Origin of the sequence: Winogradskyella sp. (genome assembly GCF_016744625.1) — a bacterium.
GTDB lineage: Bacteria > Bacteroidota > Bacteroidia > Flavobacteriales > Flavobacteriaceae > Winogradskyella.
The window spans coordinates 1-20,864 of the sequence record NZ_JADGDZ010000038.1 but is presented as its reverse complement, the minus strand read 5'-3'; the positions used below and the strand labels follow the sequence as shown (position 1 = coordinate 20,864).

Sequence of the window (20,864 nt, the reverse complement as noted above, 5' to 3'; positions counted from 1 at the left end):
ATTTAGAAACAAAATTAGGAATAAATATATGAATAATGTTCCTAATTTGAGGCAGATTTCAATGCTTCAGATACATCAATTTTATTTCCATCTTTATAAGCAACAATAAAAGCATCCTTGTACCCATTGGATTTCGCTTCTTTTTGAAGTCGCTTTGCTTTATTGTAATCAGATGTATTACCGCTAAAGTATTTGTATATGTCTCTAACTTTCACTCTTGAAATATCAGACAGACCCTTAAAATTATAAGATTTTGGAGCCAATTGCTTTGAGCTAGCTGCAATTTGCACTTTAAAAATAACTCCTTCAACAATTTTAGGTTCGGCAGTTTCTATTGATGTACTTTCAATATCTTGCCCTAAGATGCTACTACCAACATTTTGATCCAATACATTTTTGTAATCTATTATTGCTTCTTTTATTGCAGTTGCCATTTTTGTTTGGCCTTTTTTTGAATTTAAGTAAGTTCCTTCCCTTTTGTTTGTAATAAACCCTGTTTCAATCAAAACACTTGGCATATAAGTATTATGCATTACCCAAAGGCTTGCCTGTTTTATACCTCTACTTTTGCGTTTTAATTGTTTTGAAAACTTATCTTCTATTTTACGTGCTAAAATAATACTTTGCTCAACATATACTTCTTGCTCAATACCAATAGCTATATTAGATTCTGGTGAACTCGGATCATAGCCAGCATAATTTTCTTCATAATTATCTTCTAAGAAAATCACTTCATTTTCGGCTTTTGCAACTGACATATTACGATCAGAGTTTTTTGCTCCCAAAACATAAGTTTCTGTTCCACTCGCTTGTGTATGGTGAGCATTACAGTGTACAGATACAAAAAGGTCTGCATCTGCTTTGTTTGCAATTTTTGCGCGGTTTCTTAAAGTTACAAATACATCTTTTTTACGTGTGTAAATAACTTTAAAATTAGGATTCTTCTCAAGCTCTTTACCAATTTGTAACACTATTTTTAAAGCAATGTGTTTTTCTTTAAGTCCACTTTTTACATTCTTACCAGGATCATGTCCTCCATGACCTGCATCTAAAACCACAACGAACCTATCATCTTGTGCGTTTAACGCTCCATATGATGTTAAAGTAGTGATAAATGTAAGAACTAAGAATACTATTATATATTTAGACTTCGTTTGCATATTTGATTTAAAGGTTTATAAGCTCGAATTAATAACGTCTTTATTAGTAAAAGCGTATTTTTAAACTTTATTGTATTAATAAATTAATCACAAAAAAATAACTGTACTTTTGGCGTTTCAAAAACCGAGCCATACTTTTACAAAAATACATTTAAAAGGATTGCGTACAAACTGCCTACACATACTTTTTGCCTTGAGTTTTACAGTGCTTATCAACACTTTTAGCTTCGCACAAGAATTACCAAAAAAGAACACTTCTATTCCTGCAACGCAGAAAAAAGACTCTACAACTATATCTATTGATTCACTTCTAAACAAACCTATTAATACAAAGGAAGTTGATTCTACAAAACAAGATTCACTTAAGAAGACTGAATTCTTACAAGATGTTGTAAAATATAAAGCGGCAGATTATGTTTCTATTAACCAAAAGGATCAAAAAATCTACTTATATAACGAAGCCCAAGTTATCTACCAAGATATGGAGATTACAGCTGGTGTTATTGTTATCGATTACAACAAAAATTTAGTCTATGCTGGACGACTAAAAGATTCTACAGGTTATTCTCAACGACCAGTTTTTAAGCAAGGCAGTAATGTTATAGAGCCAGATTCTATTATATTTAATACAGAAAACAAAAAGGCTTTGGTTTTTAATTCGAGAACAGAACAAGCCGGTTTTAAAGTCTATTCTCCAATAACAAAAAAGGAAAACGATTCGGTTTATTACATGAAAAATGGGCGTTTTACAACAGCCGAATCAGAAGAGGATCCAGAATATCAATTCATCTCCTCTAAGATGAAATTAGTACCAGGCAAAAAAGTAATTGTAGGACCAACCTATATGGAAATCTATGGTGTACCTACTCCTATTGCATTACCTTTTGCTTTTTTTCCAATGACAGATAAGCAAACTTCTGGTATCATTTTTCCATCATTTGGTGAAGATACTGGCAACGACAGAGGATATTTTCTTCAAAATGGTGGTTACTACTTTGCAATTAATGATTATCTAGATTTAGCTGTATTAGGTGATTATTACACTAACGGAAGTTATGGCTTACGAATAGAAAACAACTATGCTGTACGCTATAAGTTTAGAGGTAATTTAAGCTTTAGATATGAAAACTTATTGAATAGTGAGCGTGGATTCCCAGATTTTAGCCAAAGTACCATTTATAATATTAGATGGTCACATAGTCAGGATGCAAAAGCGAATCCTAATTCTAGATTTTCGGCTTCTGTTAACTTAGGAAGCAGTACTTATTATCAACAATCTGTAAATCAGCTAAACCAAGCCAATTTCTTAAATAACACCTTAGCCTCTTCTGTATCATACTCTAAGACTTTTCAAGGAGAGCCACAGGTTAATTTAAGTTTAACAGCAACACATAATCAAAATACAAATACTGAAGCTATTAATTTAACTTTACCTACAATGCAAGCTTCAATGGGTAGAGTCTACCCTTTTGCACCTAAAACAGGAACCAAAAAAGGCGCTATTCAGAATATAAATTTTCAATTGAATACAAGAGGTGAATATCGCATCAATACCACAGATTCTTTATTTGGTAAAAGTGAAATGTTTGATGATGCCTTAGCTGGAATGCGACATAGTATACCAGTGACAACAAACTTTAAAGTCTTTGACCATTTTAGCGTCAGTACAAGTGCAAATTTTGAAGAAACTTGGACACTTAAAACCATACGTCGTTTCTATGACCAATCTCTGCAGCAAGAAGTTAGTATAGATCAAAGCGGATTTGATCGTTTTTTAACTTATAACGCAAGTGCTAGTGTTGGTACAACCTTATATGGTATGTATAACTTTAAGAAAGAAGGAAAAAGCCCAAAGATAGAAGCCATAAGACATGTTATAAGACCTTCTTTGAGTTACTCTATTAATCCTGCTTTTGATCAGTATTACGAGACCTATGATGTTATTGATGCTGATGGCACAACAACGGATCAGGTAGAATACACTCGGTTTCAAAATTCTTTATTCGGAAGTCCAGGTAATCGTTACTCTAGTAGTGTAGGTATATCGATTGGTAATAATATCGAAGCTAAAATTCGTCCTAAAGATTCTACAAGCACAGAATCCGAAAAGATTTTTATACTTAACAATTTAAACTTTTCGACATCTTATAATATTGCAGCAGATTCACTAAACTGGAGTCCAGTGCGTGTCTCTGGTGGTACTCAAATTTTAGATAAGAAAATGAGTATTAACTTTGGGATGACCTTAAATCCTTATGCTTTAGACAGTAACAACAGTTTAATTAATACTTTTAATATTAATAATGGAGGAAGTTTATTTCGTTTAACCTCAGCTAATATTAATATGAGTTATACCTTATCTAACGATAGTTTTTCTGGTAGCGAATCTGAAGATGATAAATCTTCTGCACAAGAATCTGCACGTTCTGGTGGTAGAACAGATGGACTCTTTGGGACAACAGAAGACTTTGCTGACAGAAGATTATCGGATAAGGATAAAGAAGATGGCAAAGAAGATAATAACGAATTCTATAATTATAAAATTCCTTGGAATCTTAGGTTGGCTTATGCCGCAAACTATACTAACACAAGGCGAGAAAGTCAAATTTCTTCGCACTCCTTAATGTTTTCTGGTGATATAGAATTATCTCCTCGTTGGAGTGTTGGTGCTTCTTCTGGTTACGATTTTTTAAACCAAGGCTTTACTTATACGCAATTGCGTTTTGAACGTGACTTATTAAGTTGGCGTATGAATTTTACTTGGGTACCATTTAGTAACCGTGCTTCTTGGAATTTCTTTATTGGCATAAAATCTAGTATGCTAAAAGATTTAAAATACGATAAACGCCGTCAACCAGATCAAAATGTTGGGAATTAATTCCTAATTTTACGTCATTGCAATAACGAAAGAATAATTATCTTAAATTTGGACTATTGTTTAACCTAAATGAGATTCCTGCTTTCGCAGGATGAGATACTAAAATAAATTCAGCACACGTGAAAAAAATAATAAACACCACAAAAGCACCTGCACCAATTGGTCCATATAACCAAGCTGTATTAGTAGGAAATACATTATACACATCTGGACAAATTGCTTTGAATCCCGAAACTATGGAACTAGTTTTAGACGATATTAAAACTGAAACTAAACAAGTAATGGAAAACATGAAAGCGGTTTTAACTGCTGCAGATATGACCTTTGAAAATGTTTTTAAAACCTCAATATTTATTAGCGACATGAATAACTTCTCTCAAATCAATGAAGTCTACGGTCACTACTTTGATGAAGCTACTGCTCCTGCAAGAGAAACGGTTGAAGTCGCCAACTTACCTAAGTTTGTAAATGTTGAGATAAGTATGATTGCTATGAAATAATTTATAAGCATAAAAATAGTGGCTTGTTTTCACAAACCACTATCACTTACTAACATTAAATCAACCCTAAAACTTATTAATTCTTTTTCATAGCAATTCTTATGTCTTAGACAAAACCAAGAGGATTAAGCCTAAGTAGAATTGTATTAAGTTTTGCATGTTGTATTAATAAAACAACTCAGAGCTTAATTCTCCTTAATAAAAAAGAAATTATTTAAAAAATTGTGATGATTAGCTCGAAAATGAGAGTTACGCTTAACGTGTACGTGTGATGGCTAGTTGCGTTGGCTAGCACTAAGTTAATAAAAGAAACCGAACCAGAGGAAAATCCGTAGGATTTTCCGAGTAGGCTATAACTAGCAATTGGTTATACACGTTGTTACATGCAGTTAGTTGTTAGCAAGATGTTTTTCTTTTAATCCAGTCAAAATTATATCTGTAGTTCCTTTTCTCTCAACAGTTTTTCGGTCTTTAAAATCAAGATTTAAATAATCGCTTCTTAGAAAGGTTATTGCTTCTTTGAATTTTTCAATTGCAAGTGTTTCATTTTTTAAAACATCAATTATTTTATTACAATAAATTTCAATTTTTTTCTTGTCTTTTGAATTAGGTGGATTAAAAGGCACAATTAAAAATCTAAATATGAGTATAATTTGATGCCTAAATCTTCTTGAATTTTTATCTAATTTTCCAGTATTATAAAAGTTTTCAAGAATGTAATAAGTTAATGCGCTTGTATAGTATGGTAAATAGTCATGGTCATTATTAAAAATATCATCACCCATATCTTTAATTAATTTACCATAGTAACCAGCTACTAAGTGTGGTTTATCCAAGAACATTGCTGAGTAAACCTTAATTTGTGTTTCTCTATTAATGATTCGATTCATAGGAATTTCAGAACTTTTAAATTGGTTCGTTCTCCTTTCATAATATAATTTTAAATCATCTTTTGGTAGTGCTTGATAATAATATTCAAGATTCCTTTGAAATTCAGTTAATGCTTCTAATTCTACTGCATCAACAGCTGTCTGATTATTTGTTGCTCTTGTTATTCTACTTTTTATATCAGAGTTTTCTGTGACTATAATTTTTAATGGAATATGCATATTATCAATATCAGGAACATTTCTATTCTCAAATAAAACATTACTAGTCTGACATCCATTAACAATTTGATAATTTGTAATTGTGATGTTATCACCTGGACCTGAAATTTCATCTGCAACTACAGTGACTCCATTATTTAGGATACAAAATGCTTCTAAATAGCCTTGCTTTAGAGTGTCAGCAATATCTGTATTTACTGGATTGTTTTCTTGTTCTAAATAATCACGAATGTTATCATTAAAAACTGACTTCATTTTTCCGGAATCGTCTATAATTATTTTTTTGAATTCTGAAAAAGGAATCATCCCAGAGTAGGCAACCTTAATCTCGTTTATTGATGGAATTGTAACTTTTTTCTCGAATTTAATCGAGGCTTCAACAGGATCTTTAGTTTTTCTGTAAAGTTTTTGAATACTTTTTGAATCTGTTGGATAAAAATTTATTTTTTCAAATAAATTAAGTTCTTCTAATTCTTTAATATTTTCTTGAGTTACTTGGACCAAATTCGGATCGTCTGTCCATTTTCCAGTAGAGCAAAAATAGATGCTACATATTGGATTTCTATCCTTCATATATTTTGAATTAGTGTAAATAAACTCTTTCATTTCTATGAAATTCTGCATTTCATTTGTTACAAATAAATTAGATTGTTCGCTAAAAAATGTTTTGGTCCATCGAAACATATTTTCTATTTGTGCTCCTTCAAATTTGGCAGATGTTTTAGATTGAATAATAACAAAAGAAACTGTTAATATTCTGTTTAGTTCAATCAGTTCCTCAATTTCTTGAATTGAATTACAAAGTTTGTTGTTGACGATTATTCCAATTCCATCAATTCCTTGAGTATTTTTTCCAGTTGATATTTCTTTTTCATCAAAACTTACTGAGTCATACTCTTTATTTATTATGCAAAAGTTAGCGAACATCTCAAATTGATCACTCAAATTTAATGAACTATAATTTTTACTTTCTACAAATTCTTTTAAAAAACTCTTGGTTATTGAATCCATTGATTTATTTTGGTTTTAATTGCATGTAATGCTTAGATAAAAAACGTTTTAATGTTTGTTATCACATGTTAAGCGAAGTTAGTTTTTCTAAAGTATAAAGTCAATACGTATAGCTACGTATTTTTATAGAAAAGTTCTCTTATTTTTACTTTCTAAATCATTTTCAGTATTGAAACTCAAAAAAGCAGAACTCAAAGATTTCTTAGACGAAAAGGTTGCACTCTATAATCATCCAAAATTTATAGAAAGTGATCCTGTACAAATACCTCATAAGTTTACTAAAAAAGAAGATATTGAGATTGCTGGCTTTTTAACGGCAACTATTGCTTGGGGAAATCGTAAAAGCATTATTAAAAATGCCAATAAAATGATGGACTTACTAGACCATTCCCCTTTTGAGTTTGTAATGCAGCATCAAGAAAGTGACTTAGACCGTTTTGAGGGCTTTGTACACCGAACTTTTAATAGTTTAGATTTTAGGCAGTTTGTTATAAGTCTGCAACATATTTACAAAAATTATCAAGGCTTAGAAGCTGTGTTTGCAAAACATGCAGAACAGGCTTCATTACAAAAAAGTATACATAAATTTAAAACCCTATTCTTTGAAATAGAACATTTAGAACGCACAAAAAAACACGTTAGCGATCCGCTAAAAAACTCAGCAGCCAAACGTATTAACATGTTTCTACGTTGGATGGTTAGAAATGATAATAATGGTGTAGACTTTGGTATTTGGCAAAGCCTCTCTCCTGCTCAACTCAGTTGTCCTTTAGATGTACATTCTGGTAATGTTGCTCGCAAACTAGGCTTGTTAAAACGTACACAGAATGATGGTAAAGCTTTAGCTGAATTAGATAATGCTTTACGGATATTAGATTCACAAGATCCTGTAAAATACGATTTTGCTTTGTTTGGTTTGGGTGTTTTTGAGGGTTTCTGATTACTTGGTTTTCTTGTTATCTTTAAATTTTTAAAATATAGATTCTGAAGCAAGTTCAGAATAACAAAAATTTAATAGATAAACAAATAACCATTCTGTCATACTGAATTTATTTCAGCATCTCAAAGAAACATATTATACACATGAAACTTAAACTAACACTACTCCTACTATTACTTTGCATTGCTTTTTCGTTTTCACAAGATTTAAAAATTCCTGTAGACACAACAATTGTAACTAATGGCTCTGTTACTATTAAAGGAAAACAAATTAACTATAAAGCTGAAACAGGCTTTCAACCTGTTTGGAATACAGAGGGCAAAACCATTGCCTCTTTATATTACACCTATTATAAACGCACAAACGATACTAAAGACAATAACAGACCAATTATTTACTCTTTTAATGGAGGACCAGGTTCAGCTTCTGTATGGATGCATATTGCTTACACAGGTCCGAAGATTTTAAAGATTGATGATGAAGGTTACCCTATGCAACCTTATGGTGTAAAGGATAATCCTAATTCTATTTTAGATGTTGCAGATATTGTGTTTATAAATCCTGTGAACACAGGCTACTCACGCAAAGTTGCAGATGCAGAAGGTAAAATGCCAGATGATAAACTCTTTTTTGGTGTTAATGCAGATATTAAATATTTAGCAGGTTGGATGAATACGTTTACGACGCGTCATAATCGTTGGGAATCACCAAAATATATTATTGGAGAAAGCTATGGTGGTACACGAGTAATGGGTTTGTCTCTAGAACTTCAAAACAGACAGTGGATGTATCTTAATGGTGTGATTATGGTATCACCTGCAGATTATAAAGTATTGCGTGTTGGTGGTCCATTATCCTCAAGTTTAAATTTGCCATACTATACAGCTGCTGCTTGGTATCATAAGATGTTATCGCCCGAACTTCAAAACAAAGACCTATTAGATATTTTACCACAAGCAGAACATTTTGCAATTAATGATTTAATGCCTGCAATTGCTAAAGGAGGTTTTATTATGGAAGCTGAAAAGAATGTTATTGCTAAGCAAATGAGTTATTATTCAGGTTTATCTGAAAAGGTAATTTTACAACAAAATTTAGATGTACCAAATCGTTTCTTCTGGAAAGAGCTCTTGCGAGACAAAACAGGAGAGACTATTGGTCGATTAGACTCAAGGTATATTGGTATTGACAAAGTAGAAACAGGCACAAGTCCAGATTATAGCGCAGAATTAACTGCATGGTTACACTCTTTTACACCAGCTATCAATTATTATGTTAGAAATGAATTAGGCTTTAAAACCGATGTAAAATACAATGTATTTGGTAACGTTGGCGATTGGGATAGAACCAATGACAACACTAGAGAAAACTTGAGGCAGGCTATGGCACAGAATCCATATTTAAAAGTAATGACACAATCTGGCTATTATGATGGTGCTACGACTTACTTTTCTGCTAAATACTCGCAATGGCAAATAGATCCTAGTGGGAAAATGAAAGGCCGCTTTTCGTTTAGAGGTTACAGAAGTGGTCACATGATGTACTTACGGAATGAAGATCTTATAAAAGCTAATGATGATTTAAGAGACTTTATTGAAAGTTCGCTTCCTAACGGGAAACCGGCTAAGTATTAGTGCTTTCTAGATTCTGAAATAAATTCAGGATGGCAAAATTAGAATATAAAAAAGGCTTCCAAATGGAAGCCTTAAATATTTATATCAAATTTTAATTTATCCTTTTAACCAAGATGCTCTTAACGCTTTCTGAGCCTCAGTTGCATTTTCGTCTTCAATTAACGATTCACTTTTTGCCGTAGCTTTAGTTAATTTAGCTTCAATCTTTACTGGCTCACCATTACGTTCTAAATCCATAGTAATGTCTTGTCCTTCTTGCCATCCAAACATTCCGCCAACAACTTGCTGTGCATTTTGAAGTGTTAAATCTGCTCCATTTACTTTCTTAATTACATCACCAGCTTGAACGCCTTGAGATGCCCAAAATGAATTCTTTAATGCCATAGGTGAGAAAAATATATTTCCTTTCTCTTGGTCAGCATCAAAAATAATATTTTGTCCACCAGCAAAAATATAGTTAGTTGGCACTTCTGTTTCTCCTAAAGTTAAACCAGCCATAGTAAAGAAGTTGTTATAATTAATTGGTACATCTCCTTCTACGTGTGTCTTTAAAAAAGCACCAACACTTGGATAAGTCATTGCCGTTATTTCTGAAATTAAATCTTCATCGACAAATGGTTTGTCTTTTCCGTATTTACCAGAAAGCTCCTTCATTAAAGACAACATACTTCTATTACCATCACTTTCTTTGCGCATTAAAATATCGATGCACATGCCTATTAAAGCACCTTTCATGTATACATTATAATAATTAGAAGCATATGGTTCTTCTAAAATATTCTCACTCATTATAGTGAAACTCATGGCATCATCTAAATTTTTAGATGTTGCTATTTTTGACATTACTGTATTATAATAAGCGTCATTTTCTACTAAACCTTCATAAACTTGAAAATGCTGAGCAAAATACTCAGTCACACCTTCGTACATCCATAAATGTTTTGAGAATGTAGGTTTGTTATAATCAAAATAATGCACATCTTCAGAATGTACAGATAAAGGAGTTACAATATGAAAAAACTCATGTGCTACAACATCTACGATTGATGCTGCTAAGCCTTCTTTACTTGAAGATTCAGGCAAAACTACTACTGTAGACGTATGATGTTCTAAAGCTCCCATTCCTTTTGGTGCCGTTTCTGAACCATCAGATAAGTATAAATAGATATCATATCTTGGTGTTGTATTTACATCACCTAAATATTCTTTTTGAGCTTGCATCATTTTAAAAACAGTCTCTTTTTGACTTGCTGCAGTATGTACTTTATTAGGAGAATATACACTCAAAACAATTTTGATGTTTCCAACCATAAATTCTTCAACATCCAATTTACCATACATCATTGGGTTATCAGTAATATCGAAATAGCGTTGCGCAAAATAGCTACTTGTAATAGATGTACCATCTGAACTAGACTTCATACCTTTATCTTCTAAAGCAGAAGTTCTCACAAATGTTGCAGGTGCAGTAACATCTAAAGCATATTGATTGTTCTTTAAAGAATCAAAATAACCGATAAATCCATGAAGGTTTAATACATAGTTATCAGATTCAATATTCGTTCCTGAAGGAGAAAATGGATTCTCACCACCTATTCCACCTGTAGATTCTATATCAAAAGTATCATTTACATAATACTGAAGTTTATCTAGCTTAGTTGCACTAGCTATTGTCCATGTATTAGTATCAATCTTAACGGCTGCTAATTCATTACCGTCATAATCTAATGCTTTAAAGTCATCAACATACTTTCCGAAATCACTAACGGAATATGTTCCTTGTACTACTCTTGGTAATCTATAGGTTACTGTTTCTGTTGTAAAACGACCTGGATTAATAATTACAGGTACTTTATCATCTACAACTGCTGTTAAATCTAAAGCCGTTTCTATTGGATTATTTACCGCTAAATCATCTACTTTTGGTTTTGCGGATCCGCAGCCTACCAAAATTACGCTCAAGCCAAGTATGGCCAAATAATTCTTCATGTTAAAAATTTTAGTTTTTTTACTAGTCTTGCAAATCTACAATCTGTTACCACTTTAAATCTAAAGGTTTTGTTAAATTCGCAGCATGTCGCAACCTCTAGTTAGCATTTTAGTTCCATTTAGGAATACCGAATCCTTTATTGGCGAATGTCTTGATTCCATTTTAAAACAAACCTATACCAATTGGGAAGCAATTTTTATAGATGATGGTTCTAATGATTCTTCTTTTAGTATTGTTGATGCAATTACCAAACAAGATACTCGTATAAAGCTATATGGGAATAATGACTCAGGAATTATAGCAGCACTACAAACTGCTTATAGTCATTGTAATGGCGAATATATATCTAGAATGGATAGTGATGATATTATGACTCCAAATCGTCTAGAAATCATGGTGAGTAATCTTCAAAAACATGGTAGAAAACATTTAGCTATAGGGCAAGTCCATTATTTTAGAGAAGATGGTCTTAGTGATGGTTTTGCACGTTATGAAAAATGGTTAAACCGATTGACTATAGCAGGAAATAATTTTTCTGAAATCTATAAAGAATGTGTAATTCCGTCTCCTTGTTGGATGTTGCATAGAGATGATTTTGAAGTTTGCGATGGTTTTAATTCAAATATTTATCCTGAAGATTACGATTTGGCATTTCGATTTTATAAAGCTGGTTACACTTGTATTCCCTGTGATAAAGTCCTACTCCATTGGAGAGATTATAGTACACGCACCTCAAGAACTCATGAGAACTATGCACACAATTCATTTTTAGATCTTAAAGTTCATTATTTCTTAGATTTAAATTATGATGCATCTAGGCCTTTAGCAATTTGGGGAGCAGGCACAAAAGGGAAAACACTTGCTAAAATATTGTTGAGTTTTGAGATTCCTTTTTACTGGATTTGTGATAATCCTAAAAAAATTGGAAAACACATCTATGAGCAAAAACTTTTAAATTTCGATTATTTAGCACAACTCGATAATCCACAAAGTATTGTGACTGTAGCAAATGAACAAGCACAAAGCGAAATTAAATTCTATTTTGAAAAACAAAAAATGGAATCTATGATCGATTATTTCTTTTTCTGTTAAAATTCTCAAAACCAAAAGACAGTTATCACTTTGCATTTTCTATATTTGACTTAATTATAAGCCCATAAAAGAGGAATGCAATTTAAACACCCAGAATTACTTTACGCGTTATTTTTGCTGGTTATTCCTATCCTTATTCATTTGTTTCAACTGCGTCGTTTTCAAAAAGTTGAATTCACCAATGTAAAATTTTTAAAATCCGTAAAACTTCAAACCAGAAAAAGTTCACAGCTTAAAAAGTGGTTTACTTTATTGACTAGAATGTTGCTCCTTGCTTGTGTTATCATTGCATTTGCACAACCTTTTATGCCAAATACAGAAGATTTTAACGAAGCCCAAGAAACGGTTATTTATTTAGATAATTCCTTTAGTATGCAAGCGAGAGGAAGTAATGGCACATTGTTAAATGAAGCTATACAAGATATTATAAACACATTACCAGAAGATGAAACTATTAGTTTGTTTACAAACACTAATACATTTAGAAATACGACTGTAAAGGCTTTAAAGAATGATTTAATTCAATTATCACATTCTCCTTCTCAATTGAATTACGAAGCTGCATATTTAAAAGGAAAGCAGTTATTTTCTAACAATGGAGCATCAACAAAAAATCTAGTGTTAGTTTCCGATTTTCAACAAAATGGAAACCCATTAACTTTTGAAGCTGATAGTACAGTTCAATTAAAATTAGTGCAACCAAAATCTAATTTGGTGTCTAATATCAGTATAGATAGCCTTTATATTTCTAAAACAACAGCTGAAACTTTAGATATTAATGTTCTATTATCTAATCAATCTGAACCTATTGACAATGTATCAATCTCATTATTTAATGATGATAATCTTCTTGCAAAAAGTGCTATAGACATTGACAAAGAAGCAGAAACCATATTTACTGTACCTAATAATACAGTTATCAACGGAAAATTAATTATAGATGATTCAGGTTTACAATATGATAATGCGTTCTATTTTAATATCAACTCGAAACCAAAAATTAAGGTCTTAACAATTAATGACAGTGCAGATGATTCATTTTTAAAACGTATATATACTGAGGATGAATTTGATTATAAAAGCTTCAGGTTAAAGGCCTTAAATTTCAATTTAATTCCAGATCAAAATTTAATTGTCATCAATGAAATTGAAATGATTTCCACTGCATTGAAAACGGCATTAAATGCATTTAAAAACGATGGAGGAAGTGTTTTAATAATTCCATCAAGTAAAATCAATTTAAACTCTTATAATCAATTATTTATAGATTTATCAATCACACAATACTCTAATCAAAATAACACCGAAAAGCGTATTACTAGCATCAACTATGATCATCCACTTTTGACAAATGCATTTTATTCTAAAGTAACAAACTTTCAATATCCAAAAGTTGATATGTCTTATCGCTTTTCATCCAACTCAAACAATATATTATCTTATGAAAATGGCAGTCCTTTTTTAGTAGGCAATTCTAAAGTATTTGCGTTTTCTTCAGCATTAAATAATAACAATTCAAATTTTAAAAATTCGCAATTAATAATTCCTGTGTTGTATAATATGGGGCTACAAAGCTTGAAACTTTCAAAATTATATTACACAATTAGCGAGCCTAATTCCATTGCTATTCAAACTTCAATTGGACAAGATGATATCTTAACTTTAAATTCTGAAGAGACATCAGTAATTCCTTTACAAAAAACGTATAGCAAAACGGTTGTGCTAGAAACTGAGGATTTTCCAAATACTGCTGGCATTCTAAATGTAATGAATAAGGATACTTCTCTACAGAATTTAAGTTTCAATTTTAATAGAAAAGAAAGTAGTCTAAGCTACTATGATTTAGATGCATTAAAGAACACCTCTGTAGATTCTAGCTTGGCAACTACCATCAATACCATAAAAAGTAGTACAACTATTAATGCGTTATGGAAATGGTTTGTTATTTTTGCGTTAGTATTCTTAATTATTGAAATGCTACTACTAAAATATCTTAAATGAACGCACTCATAAAATCTGCAACCATCGTTGATTCTAAAAGTGATTTTCACAATGAAACGGTTGATATTTTAATTGAAAAAGGTCGCATTACCAAGATTTCTAAACGAATTTCAAATCCTAAAAATTACAGAGAAATAAAACTCGACAACCTCCATGTATCTCAAGGTTGGTTTGATAGTAGTGTGTCTTTTGGTGAGCCTGGTTATGAAGAACGAGAAATAATCAGTAATGGATTAAAGACTGCTGCACGTTCTGGTTTTACATCTGTTGCTCTAAATGCCAACTCTAATCCGGTTATTGATAGTTATGCAGACATCACTTTTGTAAAGTCCAAGGCGAATGATAATGCAGTGAGTCTCTATCCTCTCGGAGCATTAACAAAATCTAGTGACGGAACAGATTTAGCTGAATTATTTGATATGACTAATGCAGGAGCTATTGCTTTTTATGATTATCAAAAACCTATTTCTAATCCTAACCTCATGAAAATTGCATTACAGTATGCAAGTAACTTTGATGGTTTAGTTTGTTCTTTTCCACAAGAATCTAGAATCTCAGGAAATGGTGTAGCCAACGAACATATTAATAGCACAAAATTAGGACTTAAAGGAAATCCGGCATTAGCAGAAGAACTGCAAGTCGCAAGAGATTTATTTTTATTAGAATACACTGAAGGAAAACTTCATATTCCAACGATATCTACTGCAAAATCTGTTGAATTGATTAGAGCAGCCAAAACCAAGAAACTAAATGTAACTTGTAGTGTTGCTATTCACAATTTACTATTTACAGATGACGTTCTTACTAGTTTTGATACCAATTATAAGGTTTTACCTCCATTACGAACTCAAAAAGATTGTGATGCATTAATTGAAGGTTTAAAAGATGGCACCATTGATATGGTCACTACAGACCACAACCCTATTGATATTGAGGACAAGAAAATTGAATTTGATTACGCTAAGTTCGGAACTATTGGTTTAGAATCTGCTTTTGGAGCGCTTCAAACCATCTTTACAACTAAGAAAGTGGTTAGTTTATTAACACAAGGGAAATCTAGACTTCGCATATTACAATCTACAATTAACGAAGGAGAAATCGCTGATCTTAGTTTGTTCAATCCAGATACGAGTTACGAGTTTAGTAAATCTCATATAACATCAAGATCTAAGAATAGTGCTTTTTTAGGAAAAACACTTAAAGGTGAAACTTATGGTATTATTGCCAATAATAAAATTGTTTTAAAATAATGGACCAAAATACAGTTGAGGAAGGTAAGCAAATGGGTATCATAGCTTATATAACATTAATTGGCACTTTGATTGCTTTTTTCACGAATCAGGATAAACGTAATGCTTTTACTTCTTTTCATGTAAGACAAGCGCTTGGTCTATGGCTATTATTTATGGCTTTAGGTTATGTTATCGGCAGTTTTAATAGCTTAATGGTTACTTATTCATGGTGGATATTTTTCTCTGTTTTATTTATCTATGGTATGCTTGGAGCTGTTTCGGGTAAAACAAATAAGATTCCAATTCTCGGAGATCTCTTTCAAAAGTTATTTAAATCTTTAGGTGAATAAGTATGTCTTCAAACTTACAGTACATTACTAGACCTTCGTCTTTAAAAGAAAACGCGCCGCTTTTAATTATGTGCCATGGCTATGGTAGCGACGAAAATGATTTATTTTCATTTGCTTCAGAATTACCTGAAGAATTAATGATTATCTCACTAAGAGCTCCATACCCAATGCAACCTTATGGAAATGCATGGTATGCTATTAATTTTGATGCTGACAAAGGCAAATGGAGTGATAACGAACAAGCCAAGCAATCAGTAGATTTAATTTCTAAATTTATTACCTATGCTTGTGAAACTTACGATGTAGACTCTGATAATGTGACGCTTTTAGGTTTTAGTCAAGGCACGATTCTTAGTTATGCTGTAGCACTCAACTATCCTAAAAAAATTAAAAACATTGTAGCTTTAAGTGGCTATGTTAATGAAGACATTCTACCAGATACAATTGATAAAAAAGACGTTTCCCATCTCAATTTCTTTTGCTCTCATGGTTCGGTAGATCAGGTTATTCCTGTAGATTGGGCTAGAAAATCGCCTGAGTTTTTGAAAGCTTTAAGTATTAACCATGTATATTCAGAATACCCAGTTGGCCATGGTGTTGCTCCTCAAAATTTTTATGATTTAAAAGATTGGCTGGTTAAATATATTTAACGTTAAGATTCATAAACTTAAAAAGGTTTCGACTGCGCTCAACCAGACATTTAGTTTAAATAGTAATCTTCGGATACATAAAGTACTCTACCAGTTTGTATTTTAGGTCATTATTTTCATCTATTGAATAAGTGACGAATATTTCACCCCAATATTCTCCATCTGTAAAATTAGCTGCAATCCACTTATGATTCATAATTCTAATTTTGTTAATCAACAATTTAGAACCTGTCATAGATACAAAAGGAACAATAGGATGATCATCACCTTCATAATTATTCATATTGTAAAGCCCTTCTGTGATTGCCGTAATTAACTCATCTGTATCATAACCTTGAGCAACAAAATAATCTAAGGCATTGTCATTACGATCTATATTAAAGTAATTGAGATCAAAATTTTGTTCTTCTAGAATTGCAATAGCTGAATCACTTTCAATAAGTTTAGACTTAAACTTGGTAATGTCTTCCTCATATTTATCAATAATATTTTTAGAATTCACATATTGAAAAATTATCAGCAAAACTGAAAAAATAAATAAGTACATAAAAATTCTACTCTTCATATCTAAATTGTAATTTGTAAGTTATCGTATGCTAAAAAAACGTTGGAAGGCAATTTTTGTTGCACCTCATCATGAAATCCTAAATAGTGACTAATATGAGTTAAATAAGCGCGTTTTGGCTTTACTTTTTTAATAAAATCTAGAGCTTCTTCTAAATTAAAATGTGACATATGAGGTTTTTCTCGTAGAGCGTTTACTACCAATACATCAAGATTTTTAAGCTTTTCAACTTCATCTTCAGCAACAGTTTTCATGTCAGTGAGATAAGCAAAGTCTTTAAAACGATAGCCAAATACTTGAAGCTTATAATGTAGTCCATCAACAGGAATAACATTAAGATTACCTGCAGTGAACGATTCATTTTCAATTTTGTGCTTTATTACACTTGGCACGCCAGGATACTTCTCTGCTGTAGTAAAAATATAATCAAACCGCTTTTCTAAAGCTTTAAAAACCCTTTGATGAGCATAAAGCGGAATATCACCTTGCCTAAAGAAAAAAGGTCTAATATCATCTAAGCCCATCGTGTGATCGGCATGCTCGTGAGTAAAAATAATACCGTCTATTTTGGATACTTTTGCTCTAAGCATTTGCTGCCTAAAATCGGGACCACAATCAATGACAAAAGAGTAATTATCCCATTCTACTAATACAGAAACACGTAGTCTTTTATCTTTAGGGTTTTCACTTAAACATACAGGATGAGTGCTTCCTATTATTGGAATTCCTTGTGATGTTCCAGTACCTAAAAACGTAATTTTCAATAGCAATAAGTTTAAAACAAAAATAAGCTTATTTTTTTGTTTGCAATAGTAAATTGATACCTTTGCGATAACGATGTAAACCCAGACTCCATGAAGGACATAACGTACACAGGCGATTCAGATTTTGAAAATATTCCGTCTTTAAAAGACAAAGCCTTACGCATTAATCTTAACGCAGATATTTACGGAACTTTTTCTGAAATTGGTGCAGGGCAAGAAACTGTGCGCCAATTTTTTAGAGCTGGTGGAGCTTCTGGCACCATTGCCAAAGCCATGTCTGCTTATGATAAAGACTTTAGTGACGCCATTTATGGAATAGAAGATGATAAGCGTTATGTTACTGAAGCAAGACTTCGAAAAATGCTAAACCATGAAGTTGGTTTAATGGAACAGCGTATAACAAGAGACAATCACCCAAATAAAATATTTTTCTCATATGCCAATACAGTTGCTACGATAGATTTTGCAAAAAAATTTAAAGGTCATGGCTGGATTGGAATTAAATATCAGGTTGGACCAGATAAGGAATATAATGACATTGTACTCCATATTCGTTTTAAAGAAAATGATGCACGTTTACAACAAGAAACACTTGGTAAGTTAGGTACTAACCTAATTTATGGTGCTTTCTATAAATACAATCAACCTCGTAAATTATTGCGTTATTTATACGACCATTTAGATAAAGATCAATTAGAAATTGATACTATTAACTTTTCAGGTCCTGTTTTTAAAGATGTAGATAACCGTTTAATGAGTTTGCAATTGGTTAAAAACGGAATGACCGATGCCGTAATGTTTGCGCCAGATGGAAACAACGTTTTACCTGCTCGAGTACTTTACAAAAAGAATATCTTAACATTGAGAGGTAGTTTTAGACCTGTTACTAAAGTAAATATGGACATGTTTGAGAAATCTTACGAAATGTTCATAAAAGAAAACAAAGTAGATAAAGAAAAAACTCAAGTGATTTTTGAAATTACTTTATCTAACTTAAGAGCAGAAGGAGAGATTGATGAGCAAGATTTTATGGATAGAGCGAAGTTACTATGTTCATTAGGGCAAACAGTGTTAATTTCAAATTTCCAAGAGTATTATAGATTAGTTGAATATTTCTCTCAATACTCTAGAGCCAGAATGGGATTAGCTATGGGAGTTAATAATCTTGTAGATATTTTTGACGAGAAATATTACCGTCATTTAAGTGGTGGTATACTTGAAGCTTTTGGTAAACTTTTCTATAAAGATTTGCGTGTGTACCTCTATCCAATGGAGAACAAAGATGGTACTTTAACTACAAGTGAAAACCTAAAAGTACACCCAAGAATGAAAGAGCTATACAAGTTCTTTAAATACAATGGCAAAGTGGTAGATATTACTGATTATGATGTTTCTAACCTATCTGTATTCTCTAGAACGGTCCTTAAAATGATTTCAAATGGTGATGATGAATGGGAAAAAATGTTACCAGAAGGTGTAGCTAAATTGATTAAAGAAAAAAGTTTATTTGGCTGTGAATCCGAGGAAGTAATGCATAAGAACTAATTTCTAAAATAGAAGAATAAAAAAGCGACCTACTTCGATTACTAAACATAATCGAAGTAGGTCGCTCTTTTGTTATATAAATTGCTCTTATTCAGTTAATATCTGATCTGTATGAGCTTTAGTTTTCACCTTTGTAATTACATCTAATAAAACACCGTTCTCGTCAATTACAAATGTAATTCTATGAATACCATCATATTCTCTACCCATAAATTTCTTTGGTCCCCAAACTCCAAAAGCTTCTATAACTGATTTGTCTTCATCAGCTAGTAATGGATACTGAAAGCCATATTTGTTTTTAAAATTAGATTGTCGTTTAGCACTATCTGCACTTACTCCTAAAATTTCATAATTCTGAGCTTTAAAACGCTCAAGATTATCATTTAAGTTACAAGCTTCTGCTGTACAACCAGGAGTGCTCGCTTTTGGGTAAAAGAAAACAACTAATTTCTTTCCTTTATAATCAGCTAAAGATACTGTATTACCTTGTTCATCTTTTGCCGAAAAATCTGGTGCCTTATCACCTACTTTTAAATGCGTCATAATTGCGTAAATTTGTTTTTGTAAAAATACAATATGACTAAGCAAGAAAAGATAAATTTTGTTATAAATACATTAAACAAATTTTATCCAGAAATTCCTATTCCATTAGACCATAAAGATCCTTATACATTGCTAATTGCAGTTTTAATGTCTGCGCAAAGTACAGATGTACGTGTAAATAAAATTACACCATTATTATTTGAGCGTGCTGATAATCCATACGATATGATTAAACTGAGCGTAGAAGAAATCAGAGAAATCATAAAACCTGTTGGTTTATCTCCTATGAAAAGTAAAGGCATACATGGCTTATCTCATATTTTAATTGATAAGCATAATGGTAAAGTCCCAAAAACTTATGAATACTTAGAAGAATTGCCAGCAGTTGGTCATAAAACAGCAGCTGTAGTGATGTCACAAGCTTTTGGTATTCCTGCGTTTCCTGTAGATACTCATATTCATCGTTTAATGTATCGTTGGAATTTAACCAATGGTAAAAACGTAGTTCAAACCGAAAAAGATGCTAAACGTATATTTCCTGAAGAGCTTTGGAACGACCTTCACCTTCAAATTATTTGGTATGGAAGAGAGTACTCGCCTGCTCGTGGTTGGGATTTAGAAAAAGATATTATTACTAAAACGATTGGTAGAAAATCGGTTTTAGATGAGTATTATAAAAAGAAAAAATAGTTTTAGTTGGTATAATTGTTGATGTTTTAGTTGAAAAACTATCAATCAATGAAAAATTTATTATTAGTTCTTCTATGCATTATCATTACATCTTGTATTCCTATTAAAATTGCACCAAAATTTAAAAATCAAGATTATAAGGTGATGAAAGCTAAAAAGTTTGAAAGAAAATTACCAAGAGAAACCTCTTTTATATTCAAAGACCCAAAA

Annotated in this window: 17 protein-coding genes; 11 read left to right on the top strand and 6 right to left on the bottom strand. The window is 31.8% G+C overall.

The annotated features are described in order from the left end of the window. Window positions 1-41: 41 nt before the first annotated feature. Window positions 42-1,160, bottom strand: coding sequence for an N-acetylmuramoyl-L-alanine amidase (locus QZZ53_RS09510; RefSeq protein WP_296383969.1), 1,119 nt, complete (start codon window positions 1,158-1,160; stop codon window positions 42-44). Between the two features lie 109 nt (window positions 1,161-1,269). Here QZZ53_RS09510 and QZZ53_RS09505 point away from each other — a divergent pair, with 109 nt between their 5' ends. Then, complete coding sequence (locus tag QZZ53_RS09505; RefSeq protein WP_296383967.1) at window positions 1,270-4,038, top strand: putative LPS assembly protein LptD; 2,769 nt, start codon at window positions 1,270-1,272, stop codon at window positions 4,036-4,038. A gap of 119 nt (window positions 4,039-4,157) precedes the next feature. Then, window positions 4,158-4,538, top strand: coding sequence for a RidA family protein (locus tag QZZ53_RS09500; RefSeq protein ID WP_296383965.1), 381 nt, complete (start codon window positions 4,158-4,160; stop codon window positions 4,536-4,538). 389 nt (window positions 4,539-4,927) lie between these two features. Here QZZ53_RS09500 and QZZ53_RS09495 read toward each other — a convergent pair whose 3' ends face one another. Continuing rightward, entirely contained in the window at window positions 4,928-6,658 is a 1,731-nt protein-coding gene (locus QZZ53_RS09495; RefSeq protein WP_296383962.1) for an AIPR family protein, read from the bottom strand. Window positions 6,659-6,827: 169 nt separating this feature from the next. On the opposite strand from QZZ53_RS09495, the gene QZZ53_RS09490 reads away from it, so the two are divergent. Beyond that, on the top strand, window positions 6,828-7,598 hold the full coding sequence (locus QZZ53_RS09490; RefSeq protein WP_296383960.1) for a TIGR02757 family protein: 771 nt from the start codon (window positions 6,828-6,830) through the stop codon (window positions 7,596-7,598). Between the two features lie 143 nt (window positions 7,599-7,741). After that, window positions 7,742-9,232: a carboxypeptidase gene (locus QZZ53_RS09485; RefSeq protein WP_296383958.1), complete on the top strand. Its 1,491-nt coding sequence runs from the start codon at window positions 7,742-7,744 to the stop codon at window positions 9,230-9,232. 96 nt (window positions 9,233-9,328) lie between these two features. Here QZZ53_RS09485 and QZZ53_RS09480 read toward each other — a convergent pair whose 3' ends face one another. Continuing rightward, entirely contained in the window at window positions 9,329-11,221 is a 1,893-nt protein-coding gene (locus QZZ53_RS09480) for a peptidase M61 (protein ID WP_296383956.1), read from the bottom strand. An 85-nt stretch (window positions 11,222-11,306) separates the two neighbouring features. Here QZZ53_RS09480 and QZZ53_RS09475 point away from each other — a divergent pair, with 85 nt between their 5' ends. The 5 genes from QZZ53_RS09475 (at window position 11,307) to QZZ53_RS09455 (ending at window position 16,547) form a co-directional block, all read left to right on the top strand. Further along, window positions 11,307-12,314 carry a glycosyltransferase family 2 protein gene (locus QZZ53_RS09475; RefSeq protein WP_296383955.1) on the top strand — a complete coding sequence of 336 codons (1,008 nt, stop codon included), beginning with the start codon at window positions 11,307-11,309 and terminating at the stop codon, window positions 12,312-12,314. A 75-nt stretch (window positions 12,315-12,389) separates the two neighbouring features. Further along, the gene (locus QZZ53_RS09470; protein WP_296383953.1) at window positions 12,390-14,315 is read left to right on the top strand and encodes a BatA domain-containing protein; all 1,926 of its coding nucleotides are present in this window, start codon (window positions 12,390-12,392) and stop codon (window positions 14,313-14,315) included. Then, a complete protein-coding gene (locus QZZ53_RS09465) occupies window positions 14,312-15,565 on the top strand; it encodes a dihydroorotase (protein ID WP_296383951.1) in 1,254 nt (417 codons plus the stop codon). The genes QZZ53_RS09470 and QZZ53_RS09465 overlap by 4 nt, the downstream gene beginning before the upstream one ends. Further along, window positions 15,565-15,897: a hypothetical protein gene (locus QZZ53_RS09460; RefSeq protein WP_296383949.1), complete on the top strand. Its 333-nt coding sequence runs from the start codon at window positions 15,565-15,567 to the stop codon at window positions 15,895-15,897. Before QZZ53_RS09465 ends, QZZ53_RS09460 begins: the two co-directional genes overlap by 1 nt. 2 nt (window positions 15,898-15,899) lie before the next feature. After that, a complete protein-coding gene (locus QZZ53_RS09455) occupies window positions 15,900-16,547 on the top strand; it encodes an alpha/beta fold hydrolase (RefSeq protein WP_296383947.1) in 648 nt (215 codons plus the stop codon). A gap of 55 nt (window positions 16,548-16,602) precedes the next feature. Here QZZ53_RS09455 and QZZ53_RS09450 read toward each other — a convergent pair whose 3' ends face one another. Together QZZ53_RS09450 and QZZ53_RS09445 are read right to left on the bottom strand one after the other, a co-directional pair. Next, window positions 16,603-17,049, bottom strand: a complete 447-nt coding sequence (locus QZZ53_RS09450) for a hydrolase (RefSeq protein ID WP_296383946.1) — start codon at window positions 17,047-17,049, stop codon at window positions 16,603-16,605. Window positions 17,050-17,114: 65 nt separating this feature from the next. Continuing rightward, the gene (locus QZZ53_RS09445) at window positions 17,115-17,876 is read right to left on the bottom strand and encodes an MBL fold metallo-hydrolase (protein WP_296383944.1); all 762 of its coding nucleotides are present in this window, start codon (window positions 17,874-17,876) and stop codon (window positions 17,115-17,117) included. Between the two features lie 90 nt (window positions 17,877-17,966). Between QZZ53_RS09445 and QZZ53_RS09440 the strand changes: the two genes are divergently transcribed. Beyond that, a complete protein-coding gene (locus QZZ53_RS09440) occupies window positions 17,967-19,421 on the top strand; it encodes a TonB-dependent receptor (protein WP_296383942.1) in 1,455 nt (484 codons plus the stop codon). Between the two features lie 87 nt (window positions 19,422-19,508). Here the strand turns inward: QZZ53_RS09440 and bcp are convergent, their stop codons facing one another. Next, window positions 19,509-19,964, bottom strand: coding sequence for a thioredoxin-dependent thiol peroxidase (gene bcp / locus QZZ53_RS09435; RefSeq protein ID WP_296383941.1), 456 nt, complete (start codon window positions 19,962-19,964; stop codon window positions 19,509-19,511). 33 nt (window positions 19,965-19,997) lie between these two features. Here bcp and nth point away from each other — a divergent pair, with 33 nt between their 5' ends. Beyond that, window positions 19,998-20,654: an endonuclease III gene (gene nth, locus QZZ53_RS09430; RefSeq protein ID WP_296383938.1), complete on the top strand. Its 657-nt coding sequence runs from the start codon at window positions 19,998-20,000 to the stop codon at window positions 20,652-20,654. Window positions 20,655-20,864: the final 210 nt, after the last annotated feature.

Bases quoted from the DNA above. Each gene is read 5' to 3' on its own strand.
- QZZ53_RS09460 (WP_296383949.1), top strand. From the start codon at position 15,565: ATGGACCAAAATACAGTTGAGGAAGGTAAGCAAATGGGTATCATAGCT.
- QZZ53_RS09440 (WP_296383942.1), top strand. From the start codon at position 17,967: ATGAAGGACATAACGTACACAGGCGATTCAGATTTTGAAAATATTCCG.
- bcp (WP_296383941.1), bottom strand. From the start codon at position 19,964: ATGACGCATTTAAAAGTAGGTGATAAGGCACCAGATTTTTCGGCAAAA.
- nth (WP_296383938.1), top strand. From the start codon at position 19,998: ATGACTAAGCAAGAAAAGATAAATTTTGTTATAAATACATTAAACAAA.
- QZZ53_RS09465 (WP_296383951.1), top strand. From the start codon at position 14,312: ATGAACGCACTCATAAAATCTGCAACCATCGTTGATTCTAAAAGTGAT.
- QZZ53_RS09455 (WP_296383947.1), top strand. From the start codon at position 15,900: ATGTCTTCAAACTTACAGTACATTACTAGACCTTCGTCTTTAAAAGAA.
- QZZ53_RS09470 (WP_296383953.1), top strand. From the start codon at position 12,390: ATGCAATTTAAACACCCAGAATTACTTTACGCGTTATTTTTGCTGGTT.
- QZZ53_RS09485 (WP_296383958.1), top strand. From the start codon at position 7,742: ATGAAACTTAAACTAACACTACTCCTACTATTACTTTGCATTGCTTTT.
- QZZ53_RS09475 (WP_296383955.1), top strand. From the start codon at position 11,307: ATGTCGCAACCTCTAGTTAGCATTTTAGTTCCATTTAGGAATACCGAA.
- QZZ53_RS09495 (WP_296383962.1), bottom strand. From the start codon at position 6,658: ATGGATTCAATAACCAAGAGTTTTTTAAAAGAATTTGTAGAAAGTAAA.
- QZZ53_RS09480 (WP_296383956.1), bottom strand. From the start codon at position 11,221: ATGAAGAATTATTTGGCCATACTTGGCTTGAGCGTAATTTTGGTAGGC.
- QZZ53_RS09510 (WP_296383969.1), bottom strand. From the start codon at position 1,160: ATGCAAACGAAGTCTAAATATATAATAGTATTCTTAGTTCTTACATTT.